Here is a 15,831-nt window from a genome sequence, read left to right on the forward strand (position 1 = left end):
CTTGAACTCCCTCATCGCGGCGGAAGGCTCGACGTCCGCCGACGGCAAGCTTCCGGAAGAGGCCCTGCCCGAACCCCGGAGCCAGGGCAAGCTGGTCCTGCGCAAGTTCCTGCGGCACAAGCTGGCGATGGTCTGCACGGCGATCCTGCTGTTGCTCGTGCTGACCGTGATCATCATGCCGATCTTCTGGCCGTACGACTACGAGGACAGCTCGTTCCCGTCCTTCGCCAAGCCCAGCGGGGATTACCCGCTCGGTACGACGCAGGTCGGCAAGGAGATGGTGTCGCAGATCCTGCGCGGCACCCAGTACTCGCTCCTGATCGCGCTCATCGTGTCAATCGTCGCCACCACCATCGGCACCATTTTCGGGGCCATGGCGGGATACCTGCGTGGCTTCACCGATTCGGCGATCTCACGCGTGACGGACCTGTTCCTGATCGTGCCGCAGATCGCCGCCGCGGCGATCCTGGCGAAGGTGTTCGGCGGCGGTACCTGGTACATCGTCGCGATCGTGCTGGCCGCCTTCGGCTGGATGCCGATCGCGCGGATCGCCAGGGCCGAGTCGATGTCGCTGTCCCAGCGTGAATTCGTGGACGCCGCTCGCGCGTCCGGCGCCGGGACGATGCACATCGTGTTCAAGCACCTGGTGCCGAACATGGTCGGTCTCATCACGGTCAACGCGACCCTCGCGATCGCGCAGGCCGTGCTGATCGAGGCGGCGCTGTCCTTCATCGGGCTGGGGGTGCAGCTGCCGGACACCTCGCTCGGCCGAGTCATCCTCGAGAACTACTCGCAGCTGCAGAACCGGCCGGCGTTGTTCTTCGGCCCGTTCATCGTGCTGGTGCTGATCTCGCTGACGATCAACTTCATCGGTGACGGTCTGCGGGACGCTTTCGACCCGCGGCAGCGCCGGATGAAGGCCTGATCTTCTCCGCGCGCTGACGCGAACGCGCCGAAGGGGCGCCGACCCGCTTCAACCTCAGGTTGGGCGGGGAGGCGCCCCTTCATCGCGTTTCCGTGGGCCTCCGGCCCAAAAGAGGGCGCGCGGGGTGAAGTCTCCGGTCGGGCGCTGGGGTGACACATCGCCCCAAGTACGTGAAGGCCCCCTTCACTGCGCTAGACGCAGTGAAGGGGGCCTTCACGTACTTCCAGAGGCTAGTCGGCGACCGGGGCGAGCTTGCCCGCCTGCCAGGCCGCGCGGCGCTCGGCCTGCAGCACCGGGTCCGCGACCGGAGCGGCCGAGAGCAGACGGCGCGTGTAGTCCTCGCGCGGCGAGTGCAGCACCTGGTCACGCGTGCCGACCTCGACCAGCTTGCCGTGCTGCATCACCGCGACCCGGTCGGCCAGCAGGTCGACGACGGCGAGGTCGTGGCTGATGAACAGGCAGGCGAACTGCAGCGAGCGCTGCAGGTCCAGGAACAGGTCCAGCACGCGCGCCTGCACCGACACGTCCAGCGCCGAGGTCGGCTCGTCCGCGATCAGCAGCGCCGGGTCGAGCGAGAGCGCCCGCGCGATGGCGACGCGCTGGCGCTGGCCGCCGGACAGCTCGTGCGGGTACCGGTTGCGGTAGTGGCCGCCGAGCTCGACCTTGTCCAAAAGGGACGTCACGCGCTCGTTCAGTGCCTTGCCCTGCAGGAACTTGTGCAGCACCATCGGCTCGGCGATCGACTCGCCGATGGTCATCTTCGGGTCGAGCGTGGATGCCGGGTCCTGGAACACGATGGAGAAGTAGCGGCGCAGCGGGCGCAGGTCCTTGTTGGACATGTTCGTGATGTCCTTGCCCGCGATCGACACGGTGCCCTCGGTCGGGGTCAGCAGGCGGATCGCGCAGCGGCCGACGGTCGACTTGCCGGAGCCGGATTCGCCGACCAGGCCGACGATCTCGCCCTTGGCGATGCTCAGCGAGACGTCGTCCACCGCGCGGTTCTTCGCCTGGCCGCGGCGGCCCGGGTACTCCAGCACGAGGTTCTTGATTTCGAGCGCCGGGGCGTCCGCTTCGATCACGGCCTCGAGCTCACTGTCCTCGAGACGGATGTCCTCGGCGATCTTCGAAGCCTCGTCGCTGTCGGCGTCGATGCCGGAGTCGTCGAGCAGACGGCGGCCTTCGGGGCGCTGGCCCAGCACGGGCACGGCGGCGAGCAGCTTGCGGGTGTACTCCACCTGCGGCGACGCGAACAGGTCGCGCACCGGCGCCTGCTCGACGATGTTGCCCTGGTACATCACGACCACGCGGTCGGCGAGGTCGGCGACGACACCCATGTCGTGCGTGATCAGCACGATCGCGGTGTTGAGGGTGTCACGCAGCTTGCGCAGCAGGCCGAGGATCTCCGCCTGCACGGTGACGTCGAGCGCCGTGGTCGGCTCGTCGGCGATGATCACCTTCGGGTCGCACGAGATCGCCATCGCGATGACGACGCGCTGACGCAGACCACCGGAGAGCTGGTGCGGGTACTGCTTGAAGCGCAGCGGCGGGTTCGGGATGCCGACCATCTCCAGCAGCTCGATGGCGCGCTTGTCGGCGGCTTCCTTCGAGATGTCCTGGTGCGAGCGCAGCGCCTCACGCAGCTGCCAGCCGACGGTGTAGACCGGGTTGAGCGCGGTCATCGGCTCCTGGAAGATCATCGCGATCTGGTTCCCGCGGATCTTCTGGAGGTCCTTCTCCTTGAGGTCGGCCAGGTTGCGGTCGCCGAGGCGAAGCTCGCCCGCGATCCGGCTCGTCTTCGGGAGCAACCCGAGCACCGACATCGAGGTCACGGACTTGCCGGAACCGGACTCGCCGACCACCGCGACGATCTCACCCGGTTTGACGTCGAACCCGATGCCCTTGACGGCGTCGACAACGCCTTCGTCGGTCGGGAACGAGACGCTCAGGTCGGAGATGGACAGAACCGAACCCGACACGCCGCCGAGGTCCGACGATGCTGCTTCAGTGCTCACCAAGATGCCCTTCGTGGGGGTACATATGGTCGCGGCGCATCGGCCGCGACGGTGTCAACGCGTCCTCGGCGGTAAAGAGTGCCTCGGACGTGCGCGAGGATAACCGAGAGTCGCCCGACTAAGGTCGGTGCTCGTGGCTTCCGTTCCCGACACCCTATAAAGGAATGCCCGCCGTGTTCGAATTAGTCTTCAAGCCGTGATCTCCGCTCAGGCCAAATTGCTACTGGTGCACGCCCATCCGGACGACGAAAGCATCACCACCGGCGGCACCATCGCCCGTTACGCGGCCGAAGGCGCCGACGTGACCGTGGTCACGTGCACCCTCGGTGAGGAAGGCGAGATCATCCCGCCGTCTCTCGCCGGGCTCGGTTCGTGGGCTTCCGACCAGCTCGGCGGGTATCGCGCGGGCGAACTGGCGTCGGCGTGCGCCGCGCTCGGCGTCACCCGGCACCGGTATCTCGGCGGCATCGGCCGCTGGCGCGACTCGGGGATGGCCGGCACGCCGTCCGCGGCCCATCCGCGCGCCTTCTCCGGTGGCGACGTCGAGGAGCAGGTGGCTCAGCTCGCCGAGATCCTCGACGACGTCCGTCCTCAGGTCGTGGTCACTTATGACGCTTTCGGGGGTTATGGGCACCCCGACCACATTCGCGCGCACGAGATCACGATGGCCGCCGCGCCGAAGGCCGCGTCGGTCGAGCGGGTGTTCCATACGGTTTCTTCGCGTGACGCGGTCGCGGCCGGGCTCGCGGCGTTGCGCGGGCACTCACCGTTCCAGGTTCCCGAAGACGGCGAACTGCCGGTGACGCCGGACGAGACGATCACGACCGTCCTCGACGTCCGCGCCCACCTGCCGGCGAAGGCCGCCGCGTTGCGGGCGCACGAGACCCAGGTCAGCGTGCCCGCCTCCGAGGACCACTTCGCGCTGAGCAACGACGTCGCGCAGCCGATCACGCCGAACGAGTACTTCGTGCTCGCGCACGGGCCGGCCGAGGGTGCCGCGGCCGATCTGTTCGGAGGACTCGCGAAGTGACGGTCACGCCCCAGCCGCTCACGCCGAGTCAGCGTGGACTGCTGGTCCTGTTGTCCTTCGACGCGTTCCTGCTGGGGCTGCTCGAGTTGTTCTTCCTGCCGCTGCGGCTCGACGGCATCGTGCTCCCGAAACTCGGGGACGCGCCGATTCCGCTGACCGTGGTGCTCGCCGTGCTCACCACACCCTTGCTCGTCATGACGACCGCGAAAGTGATCCGCCCGTCCTTTTCGGTGATTCCGCTGCTCGTCTGGGTACTAGTCGTACTCGGGATGGGCGTGACGGGCCCGGGAGGTGATCTGGTGCTGGTACAGGACTGGCGGGCGTTGCTGCTGATCGGCGGCGGCGCGCTGCCGGGCGCGCTGGCGCTGGGCGGAGGCCTTGGCACGGTGACGAAGGCGGGCAAGGGAGGTAACGATGGGTGAAGCGATTTCGGATCGCCAGGTCGTGGCGGTGCTGCGGCCGTTCGTCCGCGCCTGCGGTCCGATGGTCGACGCGTTGCGGGTCGCTGATCCGTTCGGCCTGCAGGCCAGGGACCGTCGTGAGGACGCGCTGGAAGGCGTCGAACCCAAGCTGAAGGACAAACTCCTCGACGGGATCACGTCGGTCAAGGTGCCCGGCACCGCGGCCTGGGCGGAGATGTCGAACTACCAGCGGACCCAGTGGTGGGTGAACCGGGTCGGCCGGGTCACCGCGCTGATCACCGCGATCCCCGGGATCGGCGGCGCGCTCGCCGACCGGCTGCCGGTGCAGGACGCGCTCGGCTCCGCGTCCCAAGGGATCCTGCTGTGCGCGATCGCGGGGGAGTACGGCGTGACCGACGTCGGCGCCCGGGTCCGGTTGATCGCGTGGGTGCTCTTCGAACGCGACATCGATCCGGTGATCGCGGCGGGCAAGCACGCCGACCACGACAAGGTCGCCGAAGACGACGAAGCGGCGAAGCTCACCGAAGAACTCGACGATGCCAAGAAGAAGCACGGCAAGGTCACCCTGAAGGCGGCCGCGGGCACGCTGTGGCGCCTCGGCCGGGGACTGCTGGGCATCGTCGACGAACTGGAGAAGCGGCCGCGTGGCCGTCTCATCCACCGGGCGCTCGGCAAGCTGCCGGTGGTGGGCATGGCGGGCGACTACCTCGGCGAGCGCTCCGGACTGAAACGCGTCTGGAAGCGGGCGCACACGTGGTTCACCGAGCATCCCGAAGGCCAGTGACGCTCACCTCCAGAACATGAACGCGTCCTGCCCGTATTGAGCCGCGAGCGAGAAGCCACCGACCGTGTCGAAGAGCGCGTAAGAAACATCCCAGAGCACCCCGCTGGCTCCGGGGACGGCGAACAGCACGGCGAACAACGCGAGCGGCGCCCACGGCCGGGCCTTGGCACCGAACTCACGCGCGCCGGGCGAGAGATAGGGCTCGATCGCGCCCCAGCCGTCGAGGCCGGGAATCGGCAAGATGTTCAGGATGAACGTGACGATCTGAAGCAGCGCCAGGAACGAGAGTCCGATCACGAGCCCGTTCGTCATCGGCACGAGCGCGACGACGAGGGTCAGCAGCACGCCGACGGCGAGGTTGCTGAGCGGCCCGGCGAGGGAGACCCAGGACTGGACCCCGCGTGATCGCAGGCGTCCGTGTTCGATCCAGACCGCGCCACCCGGCAGCGGGATGCCGCCGATGATGAGGAATACCAACGGCAGGACGATGGAGAGCACCGGATCCGTGTATTTCCGGACGTCCATGGAGAGGTAACCCTTGTGGGCGACGCTGTGGTCGCCGCCGCGGAACGCCACGATCGCGTGCCCGAACTCGTGCAGCGACAGTGACGCGACCCAGCCGCCTGCCACGAGCAGGACCACGCCGGTGATGATCAGCGGGTCGTACTTCTGGCTGGAAATCGTGGTCGCATCACCGAAAGCCGCCAGTGCACCGCCCAGGACGGTGACCGCGAGGATGCCGAGGAAGATCGGGCTTGGCCGCACTGCTGATCTCTGCACCCCACCAGTCTTCCGTATGCCCGATGTGAAGTTCTCGGCGTGTCCCCTTGCGCGGCCGCGCCGAAGTATCCCCCGAACTCGCTACTCCGCTTGACCTGACCGCACTACACGGGTGTAATCACAGTGATGTCATTCGTCGCTGGAAGGGGGCGGCGGATGGTGTTTCAACACCGCCAGCCTGGGGAGTGCGTGGACAGCGAGGAGGCGGACGTGCGGTTGGAAGCAGATGGAAGGGAATGGGGGCAAGTCGTGGGTTGGGGTGAGGTCCCGGAGCAGCAACTGGGCGATCTCACCGAGCTTTTCGACGATGCCTCCGCGGAAGAGCAGGACTGGCAGGAACGGGCCCTCTGCGCGCAGACGGACCCGGAGGCGTTCTTCCCGGAGAAGGGCGGCTCCACCCGCGAAGCCAAGCGGATCTGCCTCGGTTGCGAGGTCAAGGACGAGTGCCTCGAGTACGCCCTCGCGCATGACGAGCGGTTCGGTATTTGGGGCGGGCTCTCCGAACGCGAGCGTCGGAAACTGAAGAAACGAGCTGTGTGACGGCGATCTCCGGCACCCCGTGCGCCGGAGATCGCTTCCTGCTCGCTTTCACCCCAGTCCTTTTCCACATAGTGGGGCCACCAACGGGTGACAGGCTCGCGTCGTAGGGTGGCGGCACTCGACTTCGCCGCCACATCTGGAGTGCCCGTTGTCCCGCACTGCCGCGTCACCCGCACTGCGCACGGTCCCCGTTCTGGCCATTGTGGTCTGTCACAACGGCGAGAACTGGTTGCCACTGGCGCTTTCCGCGTTGCGGCGCAGCGGTGTCCGGCCCCGGCACGTGCTCGCCGTCGACACCGGTTCCACTGACCGGACCGCGCGGCTCCTGGCCGATGCGGCTGCGGCCGAGGGCGTCGCCGGAGAGGCGCCGGTCCTCGACGGAATTCTCACACTATCGGATGAAGTGGGCTTTGGTGCCGCTGTCGGCGAGGCCGTCGAGTACGCCGTCGACCGCTGGGGCGATCCCGGCGGTTGGGTCTGGCTGCTGCACGACGATTGCGCGCCGGAACCCGACTGTCTCGAAAACCTGTTGGCAGCGGCCGAAAACGAGCCGGCCGCGACGGTGCTCGGTCCACTCGCGGTGGACTGGAGCGATCCGCGGCTGATCGTCGAAGCCGGGCTGTCGACCGACGCCATCGGCCACCGGCAGCAGATCTCACCCGAGGAGACCGCCGCGGCGGTGCTCGCCGTGCCGAGCGCGGGATCGCTGATACGACGGGAGATTTGGCACGACCTCGGCGGATATGACCCCGGATTTCCTTTGCTGCGCGAGGATCTCGACTTCGGCTGGCGCGCCAACGCCGCGGGCGGTCGCGTGCTTTCGGTGCCGTCTGCCCGGCTTCGGCACGCCCGCGCGCTCAGCACCGGACAGCGGGAACCGGACGCGCTCGGGATTTCGCTCGCCGCCGCCAACCGCGCACACGGACTCCGGGTGTTCTTCGTCAACTGCTCCCCGTTGTCGTTTTGGTTCGGCTTGCTTCGAATCCCGTTCTTCGCGGTGCTGCGCGCGTTGGCGTTCCTGCTGTTGCGCCGCACCGGCGAAGCGGGCGCGGAACTCGCGGCGACCTGGTACCTGCTGCGCGGCCGCGGCGGACTGCGCGCGGCCCGCGCCGAACGCCGCAAGACCGGCAAGCCCGGCGATGTCCGCGGTCTCTTCACCGGGCGGATGACGCGGGTGCGGAACGCCGTCCGCGCCGGTGTCGTCGGTCTCGTCCGGCGTGGCGTCGAACGGGACTACGCGCTCGGGACCGTGCCGGAGACCGCGGATCAGCAAGGCGCCTGGATTCCACCGGAAGCGTTGAAAGCCGGGGAAGAGCGGCCGGTCGGCCCCGGTGCGCTGCCCGCGGGCGCGATGCGCGGTGTCGGCTCGCGGGGGACCGGTCTGCGACGGCCGAGCGGGGTCGTCGCGGTCGCGGTGCCCGAGCAGGCGGCCGAGCCACGCGGCGAGGGCAGGCCCAAACCTTCCCCGGTGCCGCGTGACGGCGGCCGGGCTTCGGAGCCGGAACTCGTGTTCGTCGAGGTCGACCGGAAACGGGTGCTCGGCGCGACCGTGTTCGCCCCGCCGGTGGTGATGCTCGTCCTGCTGACGGCGCTCGCGTTCGTGGTCAACGGTTCGCGGCTCGGGCTCGACCTCTTCGGCGGGAAACTGCTGCCGGTCGGCGGGCTCGGTGAGATCTGGTCGGCGTATCTCGCGCCGTGGCACGCGATCGCGGGTGGGACGGCGAGTCCCGCACCCGCGACGCTGCCGGTGCTGGGCGTCCTCGGCGCGATCTTCACGCCGATCGGGGGTCCCGCGGCGCTGGTCGCGATCCTGCTGATCGGTGACATCCCGCTCGCCGCCCTCAGCGCGTACGCGGCTACTCGGCACCTTCGCGTGCGTCGCTGGGTGCGTGCCGTCGTCGCGGCGGCGTACGGCGTGCTTCCCGCCGCCACGGCCTCGGTCGCGCAGGGACGGCTCGACGTCGTTGTCGTGCACCTGCTGCTGCCGCTGGTGATCGCCGGCGTCGTGGGGTTGCTGGTCCGCGCGGACTCGCGGTGGCTGCACGTTTCCGCGCTGAGCGCGATCGGGCTGGCGCTGATCGGCGCCTTCTCGCCGCTGGCGCACGCGCTGGCGCTGGTCGGGCTGGTGGTCGGGTTCGTGGTGCTGCCTTCGCCGAGCGGGCTCGCGCGACGGATCGCGTCGGTCGGCATCGTGGTCTTCCTGCCGCTGGCGTTGCTGCTGCCGTGGCCGAGTGTGCTGCTGAGGCATCCGGAACTGCTGCTGCACGGGCTCGGCGGCGGGGCGACGGCCGCGTCCGGCGCCGATCTCGCCGGGCTTGACCCTGGCGGTCCCGGCGCCTGGCCGATCGGGGTGGTGCTGGTCGCGGCGGCGATCGTCGCGCTGGTGGTCCGGCCGTCGAGGGGGGCGGGCGGCGGCGTCGCGGTCGTCGTACTGGGTGTGCTCGGGCTCGTGGCCGTGCGGTTCGTGGCGGTGACGCCGATGTCGGGCGGCGCGCACGCGACCGGATACGCCGGGGTGCCGCTGCTGGTGATCGGCGCGGGGCTGCTGTGGACGGTCCTGGCGACCTGGCAGCGTGGCGCGGCCGTCGTCGAACCGGCGCCGTGGCTGGCGAAGGTCACGGCTGTGGCCGGCGTGCTCGTGCTGCTCGCGCTGGCGACCGGTGCGGTCGTCGCCGGCCGGGAAGGGCCTTTGAGGTCGGGTGACCGTCCTTCTCTGGCCCCGGAGATTTCGGCGGAACTGGCTTCGAGCGGACGTTCGGTACTGGTGGTGGGCTCGTCTCCGGACGTGGTCCGGCAGACCGGCGGCCGGTTGCCGCTTTACGGCGACGACGAACTCGCGCCGACGCCTGGCAGCGCCGACAGGCTGGCCTCGTGGCGCCGGGACCTGCTGCAGGGCTCGCCGGACGCGGTCAAACAGGCCTTCGCGGCGGCCGCGGCATCCGGGGTGCAGTACGTCGTGCTGCCCAGCGGCGTGGACGGCTCGGCTTTCGTCGGGCTCGCGCGGGACCTGGTCGCGCCGGTCGCGCCGGTCGCGCCGACCTCCGACGGGCGTGCGGTGCTACGGCTGCTGCCCGCCGGTGGTCAGGTTGCGTTGATCTCCCCGGAACTGGCGCAGGCGGCGGTGACCGGGAAGGGCGCGCCGGGCGCTTCGCCCGGGGTGGCGCCGGTGCAGGCCGGGCTGCCGGACGTGCGGGTGCGTGTCTCGGAAGGGCCGACCGGGCGGCTGCTCGTGCTGGCCGCGGAGTTCGAGGCGGGCTGGCAGGCGACCGTGGACGGCAAGGCCGTGCCGATCGTGCGGGCTTGGGGTCACCAGGTCGCCGTCTCGGTGCCTCCCACGCCTTCGGAGGTGGTGGTGGAGCACCAGGGCACGACGCGGAACCTGTTGCTGCTGGCGCAGATCGCGGCGGTGCTGTTCACACTGCTGACGGCGGTGCCCACGCGGCGGCGACCGGGCTGACCTTCGAGTCTTGGGCCCAGCGTCCCCAATGTCGCATTCGAGACGCTGAGCGACCCAAATGCGACATTGGGAACCCTTGAACTCACCCGGACCTTGAGTTGTCCACAGCTCTTCGGGGCGGGCGGGGAAGGTGAGGGCTATTCGCCTTCGATGACGTCGGGTTCGACGCCGAGGTAGCCGGCGACCTGCTCCACGAGGACGTCGTGCACGAGTTCCGCGAGTTCGCCCGGGTCCTTCGCGCGCGCCTCGAGGGGGCGGCGGTAGAGGACGATGCGGGCGCGCGTCGGCAGTCCGGCCCGGTCGACGCCGGCGGGCACGAGCCGCGAGAGCGGGACTGCTCCGTCGTGCAACACGCCGTCCACTCCGCTCGGTGCGCCATCCGAGCGAACTTCGGGGACGTCGTCGACGGCGACGTCGAGCTTCGTCAGCTCGTGCCGCCACCGCGCCTCGATCGGTTCGAGCGCGTCGAGAACCAGTGCGTCGAACCTTTCCGCCCTGCTAGCGGCGGCGGGAAGGGTCGACGGATAGAGCGCACCACGCAGGCCCCGGCCGTGCCGGTCCCGGCGCATCCGCCGTCGCTGTCGGGAATCACGAGCCGTCGCCACGAACCGAAGGGTACGCGCTCGGCGAGTCGAAGCGCGTGTCGCCGGTACGCCTGGCTCGCGACGCGCTATCGTTCTCGATCGTGCGGAGCGTACGAAAGTGTTCGCGAACGGGTTGCCTCGAACCCGCTGTCGCCACGCTCACGTATGCCTACAGCGATTCGACGGCCGTGGTGGGCCCACTGGCCACCGCGAGCGAGCCGCACTCCTATGACCTCTGCGAGGCCCACGCCCTCCGGCTGACCGTGCCCAAGGGCTGGGAAGTAGTCCGGCACGAGGGGGCCTTCGCCGCCCCGGACCCGTCCGCCGACGAGCTGACCGCCCTGGCCGAGGCCGTCCGCGAAGCGGGCCGTTCGGACAAGCCCGCGCCGGACCCCGAACCCGAGGGACCCTCGGGCAGGCGCGGCCACCTGCGCGTCCTGCCCGGCCGCGCCTGACGCGAGGGCTCGCCGGTAGGCTTTCGAGGCGCCAGAGGGCGTTGTAACGAGACTATTGGCGGGGAGCAGGCGTGCCAGACCTTTCGGGCATCGTGAAGGCCTACGACATTCGCGGCGTGGTCGGTGAACAACTGGACGTCGCACTCGTCCGCGACCTCGGCTCGGCGTTCGCCCTGTTGATCAAACCCGAGTCGGACGCGATCGTCATCGGCCACGACATGCGCGACTCCTCGCCGGAGCTGTCCGCCGCGTTCGCCGACGGCGTGACCTCGCAGGGCCTCGACGTCGTCACGATCGGTCTCGCCAGCACCGACCAGCTGTACTTCGCGTCCGGTTCGCTGAACCTGCCCGGCGCCATGTTCACCGCCAGCCACAACCCGGCCAAGTACAACGGCATCAAGCTGTGCCGTTCGGGCGCGGCCCCGGTCGGCCAGGACTCCGGTCTCGCGGAGATCCGCGACACCGTCGAGCAGGGCGTGCCCGCCTTCGTGGGCCAGCGCGGGTCGGTGACCGAGAAGGACGTCCTCGCCGACTACGCGGCGTACCTGCGCAAACTCGTCGACCTGTCGGGCAGCCGTCCGCTGAAGGTCGTCGTCGACGCGGGCAACGGCATGGGCGGCCACACCGTGCCGACCGTCTTCGCGGGCCTGCCCATCGAGATCGTGCCGATGTACTTCGAGCTCGACGGCAGCTTCCCGAACCACGAGGCCAACCCGCTCGACCCGAAGAACATCGTCGACCTCCAGGCGAAGGTGCGCGAAGAGGGCGCCGACGCCGGTCTGGCCTTCGACGGCGACGCGGACCGCTGCTTCGTGGTCGACGAGCGCGGCGAGCCGGTTTCGCCGAGCGCCATCACCGCGCTGGTCGCGATCCGTGAGCTGGAGAAGGAGCCGGGCGGCACCATCATCCACAACCTGATCACGTCGAAGGGCGTACCCGAGATCGTCGCCGAGCACGGCGGCAAACCGGTGCGCACCCGGGTCGGGCACTCGTTCATCAAGGCCGAGATGGCCAAGACCGGCGCGATCTTCGGCGGCGAGCACTCCGCGCACTACTACTTCCGCGACTTCTGGCGCGCCGACACCGGCATGCTGGCCGCGCTCCACGTCCTCGCCGCCCTCGGCGAGCAGGACGGTCCGCTGTCCGAGCTGACGGCGGAGTACTCGCGCTACGCGGCCTCCGGCGAGATCAACTCGACCGTGGACGACCAGGTCGCGCGCATGATGGCGGTCAAGGACGCGTTCGGCGCGCGCGACGGCGTCGAGATCGACGAACTGGACGGGCTCACCGTGCAGCTCCCCGGCGGCGGCTGGTTCAACCTCCGCCCGTCCAACACCGAGCCGCTGCTCCGCCTGAACGTCGAGGCCGCCGACGCCGAAGCCGTCCGGGCACTGACCGAAGACGTATTGGCGATAGTCCGTGGGTAACGAATATGTCGTGAAAACGCACATAGGGACATCTCTTGGTCTCGAAGGTGGCATTCACGACGTACCCACAGGTAGGGAGTAACCATGGCCGTCACGCTTGACGCACAGTTGCTGGAGATCCTGGCCTGCCCGTCCCCCGACCACGCGCCGCTGCGCACGGGGACGACGGCGGACCCCGAGGCCGACGCACTGACTTGCACGGAGTGTGGTCGAGTGTATCCGGTCCGTGATGGAATCCCGGTATTGTTGCTGGACGAAGCCACCGAGCCGACGAACCCGGATGGCGAACATGCCGACGGTCCCTGACGATTCCCTGCTCGACGATCCCGCGAGGCTGGCCGAGGCCGACACCGCGGGGCTTCTCCGTGCCGCCGCGATGGCGGGAGCCCAGGTCAGGGCGACCGCCGAGGCCGCGGCCGAACTCGAGCTGAGTGATCGCCTCGACGTCGGGCGTCCCCGCTCGCTCGTGCTGCTCGACCGGCCAGGGGTCAGCCGGACGCTGACCCGGCTGGTCGCCGCGCTGCTGACCCCGTCGTGCCCGGTCCCGGTGGTCGTCGCCGAGGTGGTGCCCAGCTGGATCGGCGCGCTCGACGTCGTTTTCGCGCACACCGACGACGCCGGTGACCGCGAGCTGGCCGCTTCGCTGGAGCGCGCCGCCCGGTTCGGCGCGACCGTCGTGCTGTCCGCGCCCGCCGAAGGCCCGGTCGCGGCCGCCGTGGCGGGGAAGGGCGTGCTGCTGGCGCCCCGCATCCCGGTCCCGCCGGAGATGGCCTTTCCGCGCGGGCTCGCCGCCGCGCTGGTCACCGCGAACGCGCTCGGCCTGCTGGTGGCCGATCTGGAGCAGCTCGCCGACCACCTCGACGCGGAAGCCGAGAAGGACTACCTGGCCAGGGAGTCGTTCGCGAACCCGGCCAAGGCGATGGCGCTGCGCGTCGCCGACCGGCAGCCGCTGCTCTGGGGACTGGACCCGGTCGCGGTCGCCGTCGGCGAGCACGCGGCACACGCTTTCGCCGCCCACGCGGCGCTCGTCTGTGACGTGGAGGACTACCGCCAGGCGCTGGCCAGGCCCGCTTTGCGGCGCGCGGCGTTGTCCGGGGGCGTGGAGCGCGATATCTTCGCGGACCCGGAGGAGGGGGTCGGCTTGACGCCGAGGGTGTTGCTCCTCTCGGTTCGGACGGGGCCCGCCACGGAGGCGGCCCGCTTCGAGGCACAAGACCTGTTGCCCGGTGCGGACGTGATCGCCCCGGCCGAAGAGATCGAAACGGACGAGATCGTGCGTGCGGCCGTTCTCGCGCTGCGTTTCGAGCTGGCCGCGGTCTACCTGGGGCTGGCCGTCGGCAGCATCGGCGGCGCCGGGAGGTACACGCCTGCAACGGCGTGAGCCCCGAGCGCGACGTGAATGAATGAGGGCCGGCACCACCCGTGCCCGGCGAGGAGTTGAGGTGACAGTGGAGCTGCTGCGCAATGCCGTGCGGCCCTACGCGTGGGGATCGAGAACGACGATCCCCGAGCTGCTGGGGCGTCCGGTGCCGGCGCCGCATCCGGAGGCGGAACTGTGGATGGGCGCCCACCCCGGCGACCCGTCCCACGTCATCGGCCCGGACGGTACCGAGCGGAGCCTGCTGGAGCTCGTCGAAGCCGACCCGGTCGGCCAGCTCGGCACGAGCTGCGCCAACCGCTGGGGCGGCAGGCTGCCGTTCCTGTTGAAGATCCTCGCCGCCGAAGAGCCGCTCTCGATGCAGGCACACCCGTCGGCCGCGCAGGCGGCGGAGGGCTACGCCCGCGAGGAGTCCGCCGGGATCCCGCGTGACGCCTCGAACCGCAACTACCCGGACCCGACCGCGAAACCGGAACTCGTCTGCGCGCTGACGGAGTTCCACGCGCTGGCGGGCTTCCGTGACCCGGAGCGCACGATCTCGCTGCTGAAGGCGATCGAGACGCCCGGCCTGGCGAAGTACGCGGTGCTGCTGGAGGCCCAGCCGGATCCGGCCGGGCTGCGCGCGCTGTTCACCACCTGGATCACGCTGCCGCAGGCCGCGCTCGACGAACTGCTGCCCGAGGTCCTCGATTCGTGCGTCAAACACGTGCGGGAGCGCGGCGAGTTCGACGTCGAATGCCGGACCATCCTGGAGCTCGGCGAGTCGCATCCGCGGGACGCGGGTGTCCTCGCCGCGCTGCTGCTCAACCGGCTCACCCTCCGCGCGGGTGAGGCGATCTACCTGCCTGCCGGGAACCTGCACCTGTACCTGCACGGCACCGCCGTCGAGATCCTCGCGAACTCGGACAACATCCTGCGCTGCGGGCTCACCCCCAAGCACGTCGACGTGCCGGAATTGCTGCGAGTCGTCGACTTCGCGTGCGGCGAGATGCCGGTCCAGAGCGGCGAGCAGGAGGCGCGCATGTCGGTCTATCGCACCGACGCTCCCGAATTCGAGCTCTCGCGGATCGAATGGGAGGCCGGGGACGACGGCGAGGTCGCCGTCCACGACGTCGGCCCGCAGATCCTGCTGTGCACCGCTGGCAGTCTCCAGGTGACCGCAGACGACGGCGAGCAGGTCGAACTCCGCCGCGGCCAGTCGGTGTGGCTCCCGGCCGCCGACCCCGCCGTCCGCGTGCGACCGCTTTCCGCCGAGCGCACCCAGGTCTTCCGCGCCACCGCCGGCACCTGCTAGCCCTCGACCCCTCGCGTTTCGTCCTCTGAATGCGGTACTTGCACACGCAAGGACCGCATTCAGAGGACGAAACGCGTTCTTGGCCGAAGTGTGTGCGTTCCGTGTGGTGGGTTCCGCAACTATCGCCCGAAGGGGTGACCCGGCGGTTGTCGTCGGCTCATCCCGGATGTCGATAGCCAAGGAGTGACCAGCAGTGACTTCCCATCCCGACGCGGTGAGCGGGCGCGTTTACCGGGTGCCGGTTTCCGTGCGCCCCGGTGTCCTGCTCACCGCGCTCGGCTTCGCCGTGGTGACCGTGCTCGTCCCGGTCGTCGACCGGGCGCGGCTGCTGTCGGACGGCCAGGACCTGGTCGTCTCGGCGCAGGCGCTGGCGGGGATCGCCGGTGACGTGATCGAGGCCGCCAAAACCGCGGGTTCCGGTCTGCACGGCCTCGCCGCCGACGCGGAAAGCAGGCTGAACCTCCCGCTGGTCGTGTTCGCCACTCTCGGCGCGCAGGTACTGCTCACCGCCGCGCTCGTGGTCACCGGCGCCCAGCCGACCCGCGTGATGCTGACCGTCGCCGGCCTGCTCAACATGTTCGCGGTCGCGCGCCTCGAACCCACGTCGCCGTCGGCGTGGGACGCCGCCGCCAACGGGGCGCTGGTCATCGTGCTGGCCTGGTTCTCCTCGACCCGCCGTGAGCCGCGGTTCGCGCTGTAGTGATTTCCGGGAGGTGCTCGTCTGAGGGGTCGGGCACCCCCCG

15 protein-coding genes are annotated in these 15,831 nt (G+C 69.9%); 12 read left to right on the top strand and 3 right to left on the bottom strand.

Annotated elements, in window-relative coordinates; translation table 11 throughout:
- The first annotated feature begins 1 nt into the window (after position 1).
- Complete coding sequence (locus ACZ7KI_RS06650; protein WP_465503938.1) at positions 2-925, top strand: ABC transporter permease; 924 nt, start codon at positions 2-4, stop codon at positions 923-925.
- A 230-nt stretch (positions 926-1,155) separates the two neighbouring features.
- On the opposite strand, the gene ACZ7KI_RS06655 is transcribed toward ACZ7KI_RS06650, so the two are convergent.
- On the bottom strand, positions 1,156-2,937 hold the full coding sequence (locus tag ACZ7KI_RS06655) for an ABC transporter ATP-binding protein (protein WP_470272216.1): 1,782 nt from the start codon (positions 2,935-2,937) through the stop codon (positions 1,156-1,158).
- Between the two features lie 196 nt (positions 2,938-3,133).
- Between ACZ7KI_RS06655 and mshB the strand changes: the two genes are divergently transcribed.
- The 3 genes from mshB to ACZ7KI_RS06670 are packed head-to-tail and all read left to right on the top strand — an operon-like array spanning position 3,134 to position 5,173.
- Positions 3,134-3,967 (top strand): N-acetyl-1-D-myo-inositol-2-amino-2-deoxy-alpha-D-glucopyranoside deacetylase, encoded by an 834-nt coding sequence (gene mshB, locus ACZ7KI_RS06660; RefSeq protein ID WP_470272217.1) that lies wholly within the window; start codon positions 3,134-3,136, stop codon positions 3,965-3,967.
- A complete protein-coding gene (locus tag ACZ7KI_RS06665; protein ID WP_470272218.1) occupies positions 3,964-4,389 on the top strand; it encodes a hypothetical protein in 426 nt (141 codons plus the stop codon). The genes mshB and ACZ7KI_RS06665 overlap by 4 nt, the downstream gene beginning before the upstream one ends.
- Positions 4,382-5,173, top strand: a complete 792-nt coding sequence (locus ACZ7KI_RS06670) for a hypothetical protein (protein WP_470272219.1) — start codon at positions 4,382-4,384, stop codon at positions 5,171-5,173. The genes ACZ7KI_RS06665 and ACZ7KI_RS06670 overlap by 8 nt, the downstream gene beginning before the upstream one ends.
- 3 nt (positions 5,174-5,176) lie before the next feature.
- Here ACZ7KI_RS06670 and ACZ7KI_RS06675 read toward each other — a convergent pair whose 3' ends face one another.
- Positions 5,177-5,938: a site-2 protease family protein gene (locus ACZ7KI_RS06675; RefSeq protein WP_470272413.1), complete on the bottom strand. Its 762-nt coding sequence runs from the start codon at positions 5,936-5,938 to the stop codon at positions 5,177-5,179.
- Positions 5,939-6,109: 171 nt separating this feature from the next.
- Between ACZ7KI_RS06675 and ACZ7KI_RS06680 the strand changes: the two genes are divergently transcribed.
- Positions 6,110-6,493 (top strand): WhiB family transcriptional regulator, encoded by a 384-nt coding sequence (locus ACZ7KI_RS06680; protein WP_007028952.1) that lies wholly within the window; start codon positions 6,110-6,112, stop codon positions 6,491-6,493.
- A gap of 148 nt (positions 6,494-6,641) precedes the next feature.
- Positions 6,642-9,950, top strand: a complete 3,309-nt coding sequence (locus ACZ7KI_RS06685) for a glycosyltransferase (protein WP_470272220.1) — start codon at positions 6,642-6,644, stop codon at positions 9,948-9,950.
- A 137-nt stretch (positions 9,951-10,087) separates the two neighbouring features.
- Here ACZ7KI_RS06685 and ACZ7KI_RS06690 read toward each other — a convergent pair whose 3' ends face one another.
- The gene (locus ACZ7KI_RS06690) at positions 10,088-10,519 is read right to left on the bottom strand and encodes a metallopeptidase family protein (RefSeq protein WP_037306554.1); all 432 of its coding nucleotides are present in this window, start codon (positions 10,517-10,519) and stop codon (positions 10,088-10,090) included.
- Positions 10,520-10,635: 116 nt separating this feature from the next.
- On the opposite strand from ACZ7KI_RS06690, the gene ACZ7KI_RS06695 reads away from it, so the two are divergent.
- The 6 genes from ACZ7KI_RS06695 to ACZ7KI_RS06720 all read left to right on the top strand — a co-directional run bounded on the left by ACZ7KI_RS06695 (position 10,636) and on the right by ACZ7KI_RS06720 (position 15,788).
- Entirely contained in the window at positions 10,636-10,989 is a 354-nt protein-coding gene (locus ACZ7KI_RS06695; protein WP_074038239.1) for a DUF3499 domain-containing protein, read from the top strand.
- A gap of 71 nt (positions 10,990-11,060) precedes the next feature.
- Positions 11,061-12,416 (top strand): phosphomannomutase/phosphoglucomutase, encoded by a 1,356-nt coding sequence (locus ACZ7KI_RS06700; RefSeq protein ID WP_470272221.1) that lies wholly within the window; start codon positions 11,061-11,063, stop codon positions 12,414-12,416.
- A gap of 84 nt (positions 12,417-12,500) precedes the next feature.
- The gene (locus tag ACZ7KI_RS06705) at positions 12,501-12,722 is read left to right on the top strand and encodes a Trm112 family protein (RefSeq protein ID WP_465503788.1); all 222 of its coding nucleotides are present in this window, start codon (positions 12,501-12,503) and stop codon (positions 12,720-12,722) included.
- Positions 12,706-13,797, top strand: a complete 1,092-nt coding sequence (locus tag ACZ7KI_RS06710) for a hypothetical protein (protein ID WP_470272222.1) — start codon at positions 12,706-12,708, stop codon at positions 13,795-13,797. The genes ACZ7KI_RS06705 and ACZ7KI_RS06710 overlap by 17 nt, the downstream gene beginning before the upstream one ends.
- 67 nt (positions 13,798-13,864) lie before the next feature.
- Complete coding sequence (gene manA, locus ACZ7KI_RS06715; protein WP_470272414.1) at positions 13,865-15,088, top strand: mannose-6-phosphate isomerase, class I; 1,224 nt, start codon at positions 13,865-13,867, stop codon at positions 15,086-15,088.
- Between the two features lie 193 nt (positions 15,089-15,281).
- Positions 15,282-15,788, top strand: coding sequence for a hypothetical protein (locus ACZ7KI_RS06720; RefSeq protein WP_470272223.1), 507 nt, complete (start codon positions 15,282-15,284; stop codon positions 15,786-15,788).
- Positions 15,789-15,831 lie beyond the last annotated feature (43 nt).

Source organism: Amycolatopsis sp. NPDC039088 (assembly GCF_055598845.1).

Bases quoted from the DNA above. Each gene is read 5' to 3' on its own strand.
- ACZ7KI_RS06680 (WP_007028952.1), top strand. From the start codon at position 6,110: ATGGTGTTTCAACACCGCCAGCCTGGGGAGTGCGTGGACAGCGAGGAG.
- ACZ7KI_RS06690 (WP_037306554.1), bottom strand. From the start codon at position 10,519: ATGCGCCGGGACCGGCACGGCCGGGGCCTGCGTGGTGCGCTCTATCCG.
- ACZ7KI_RS06670 (WP_470272219.1), top strand. From the start codon at position 4,382: ATGGGTGAAGCGATTTCGGATCGCCAGGTCGTGGCGGTGCTGCGGCCG.
- ACZ7KI_RS06710 (WP_470272222.1), top strand. From the start codon at position 12,706: ATGCCGACGGTCCCTGACGATTCCCTGCTCGACGATCCCGCGAGGCTG.
- ACZ7KI_RS06705 (WP_465503788.1), top strand. From the start codon at position 12,501: ATGGCCGTCACGCTTGACGCACAGTTGCTGGAGATCCTGGCCTGCCCG.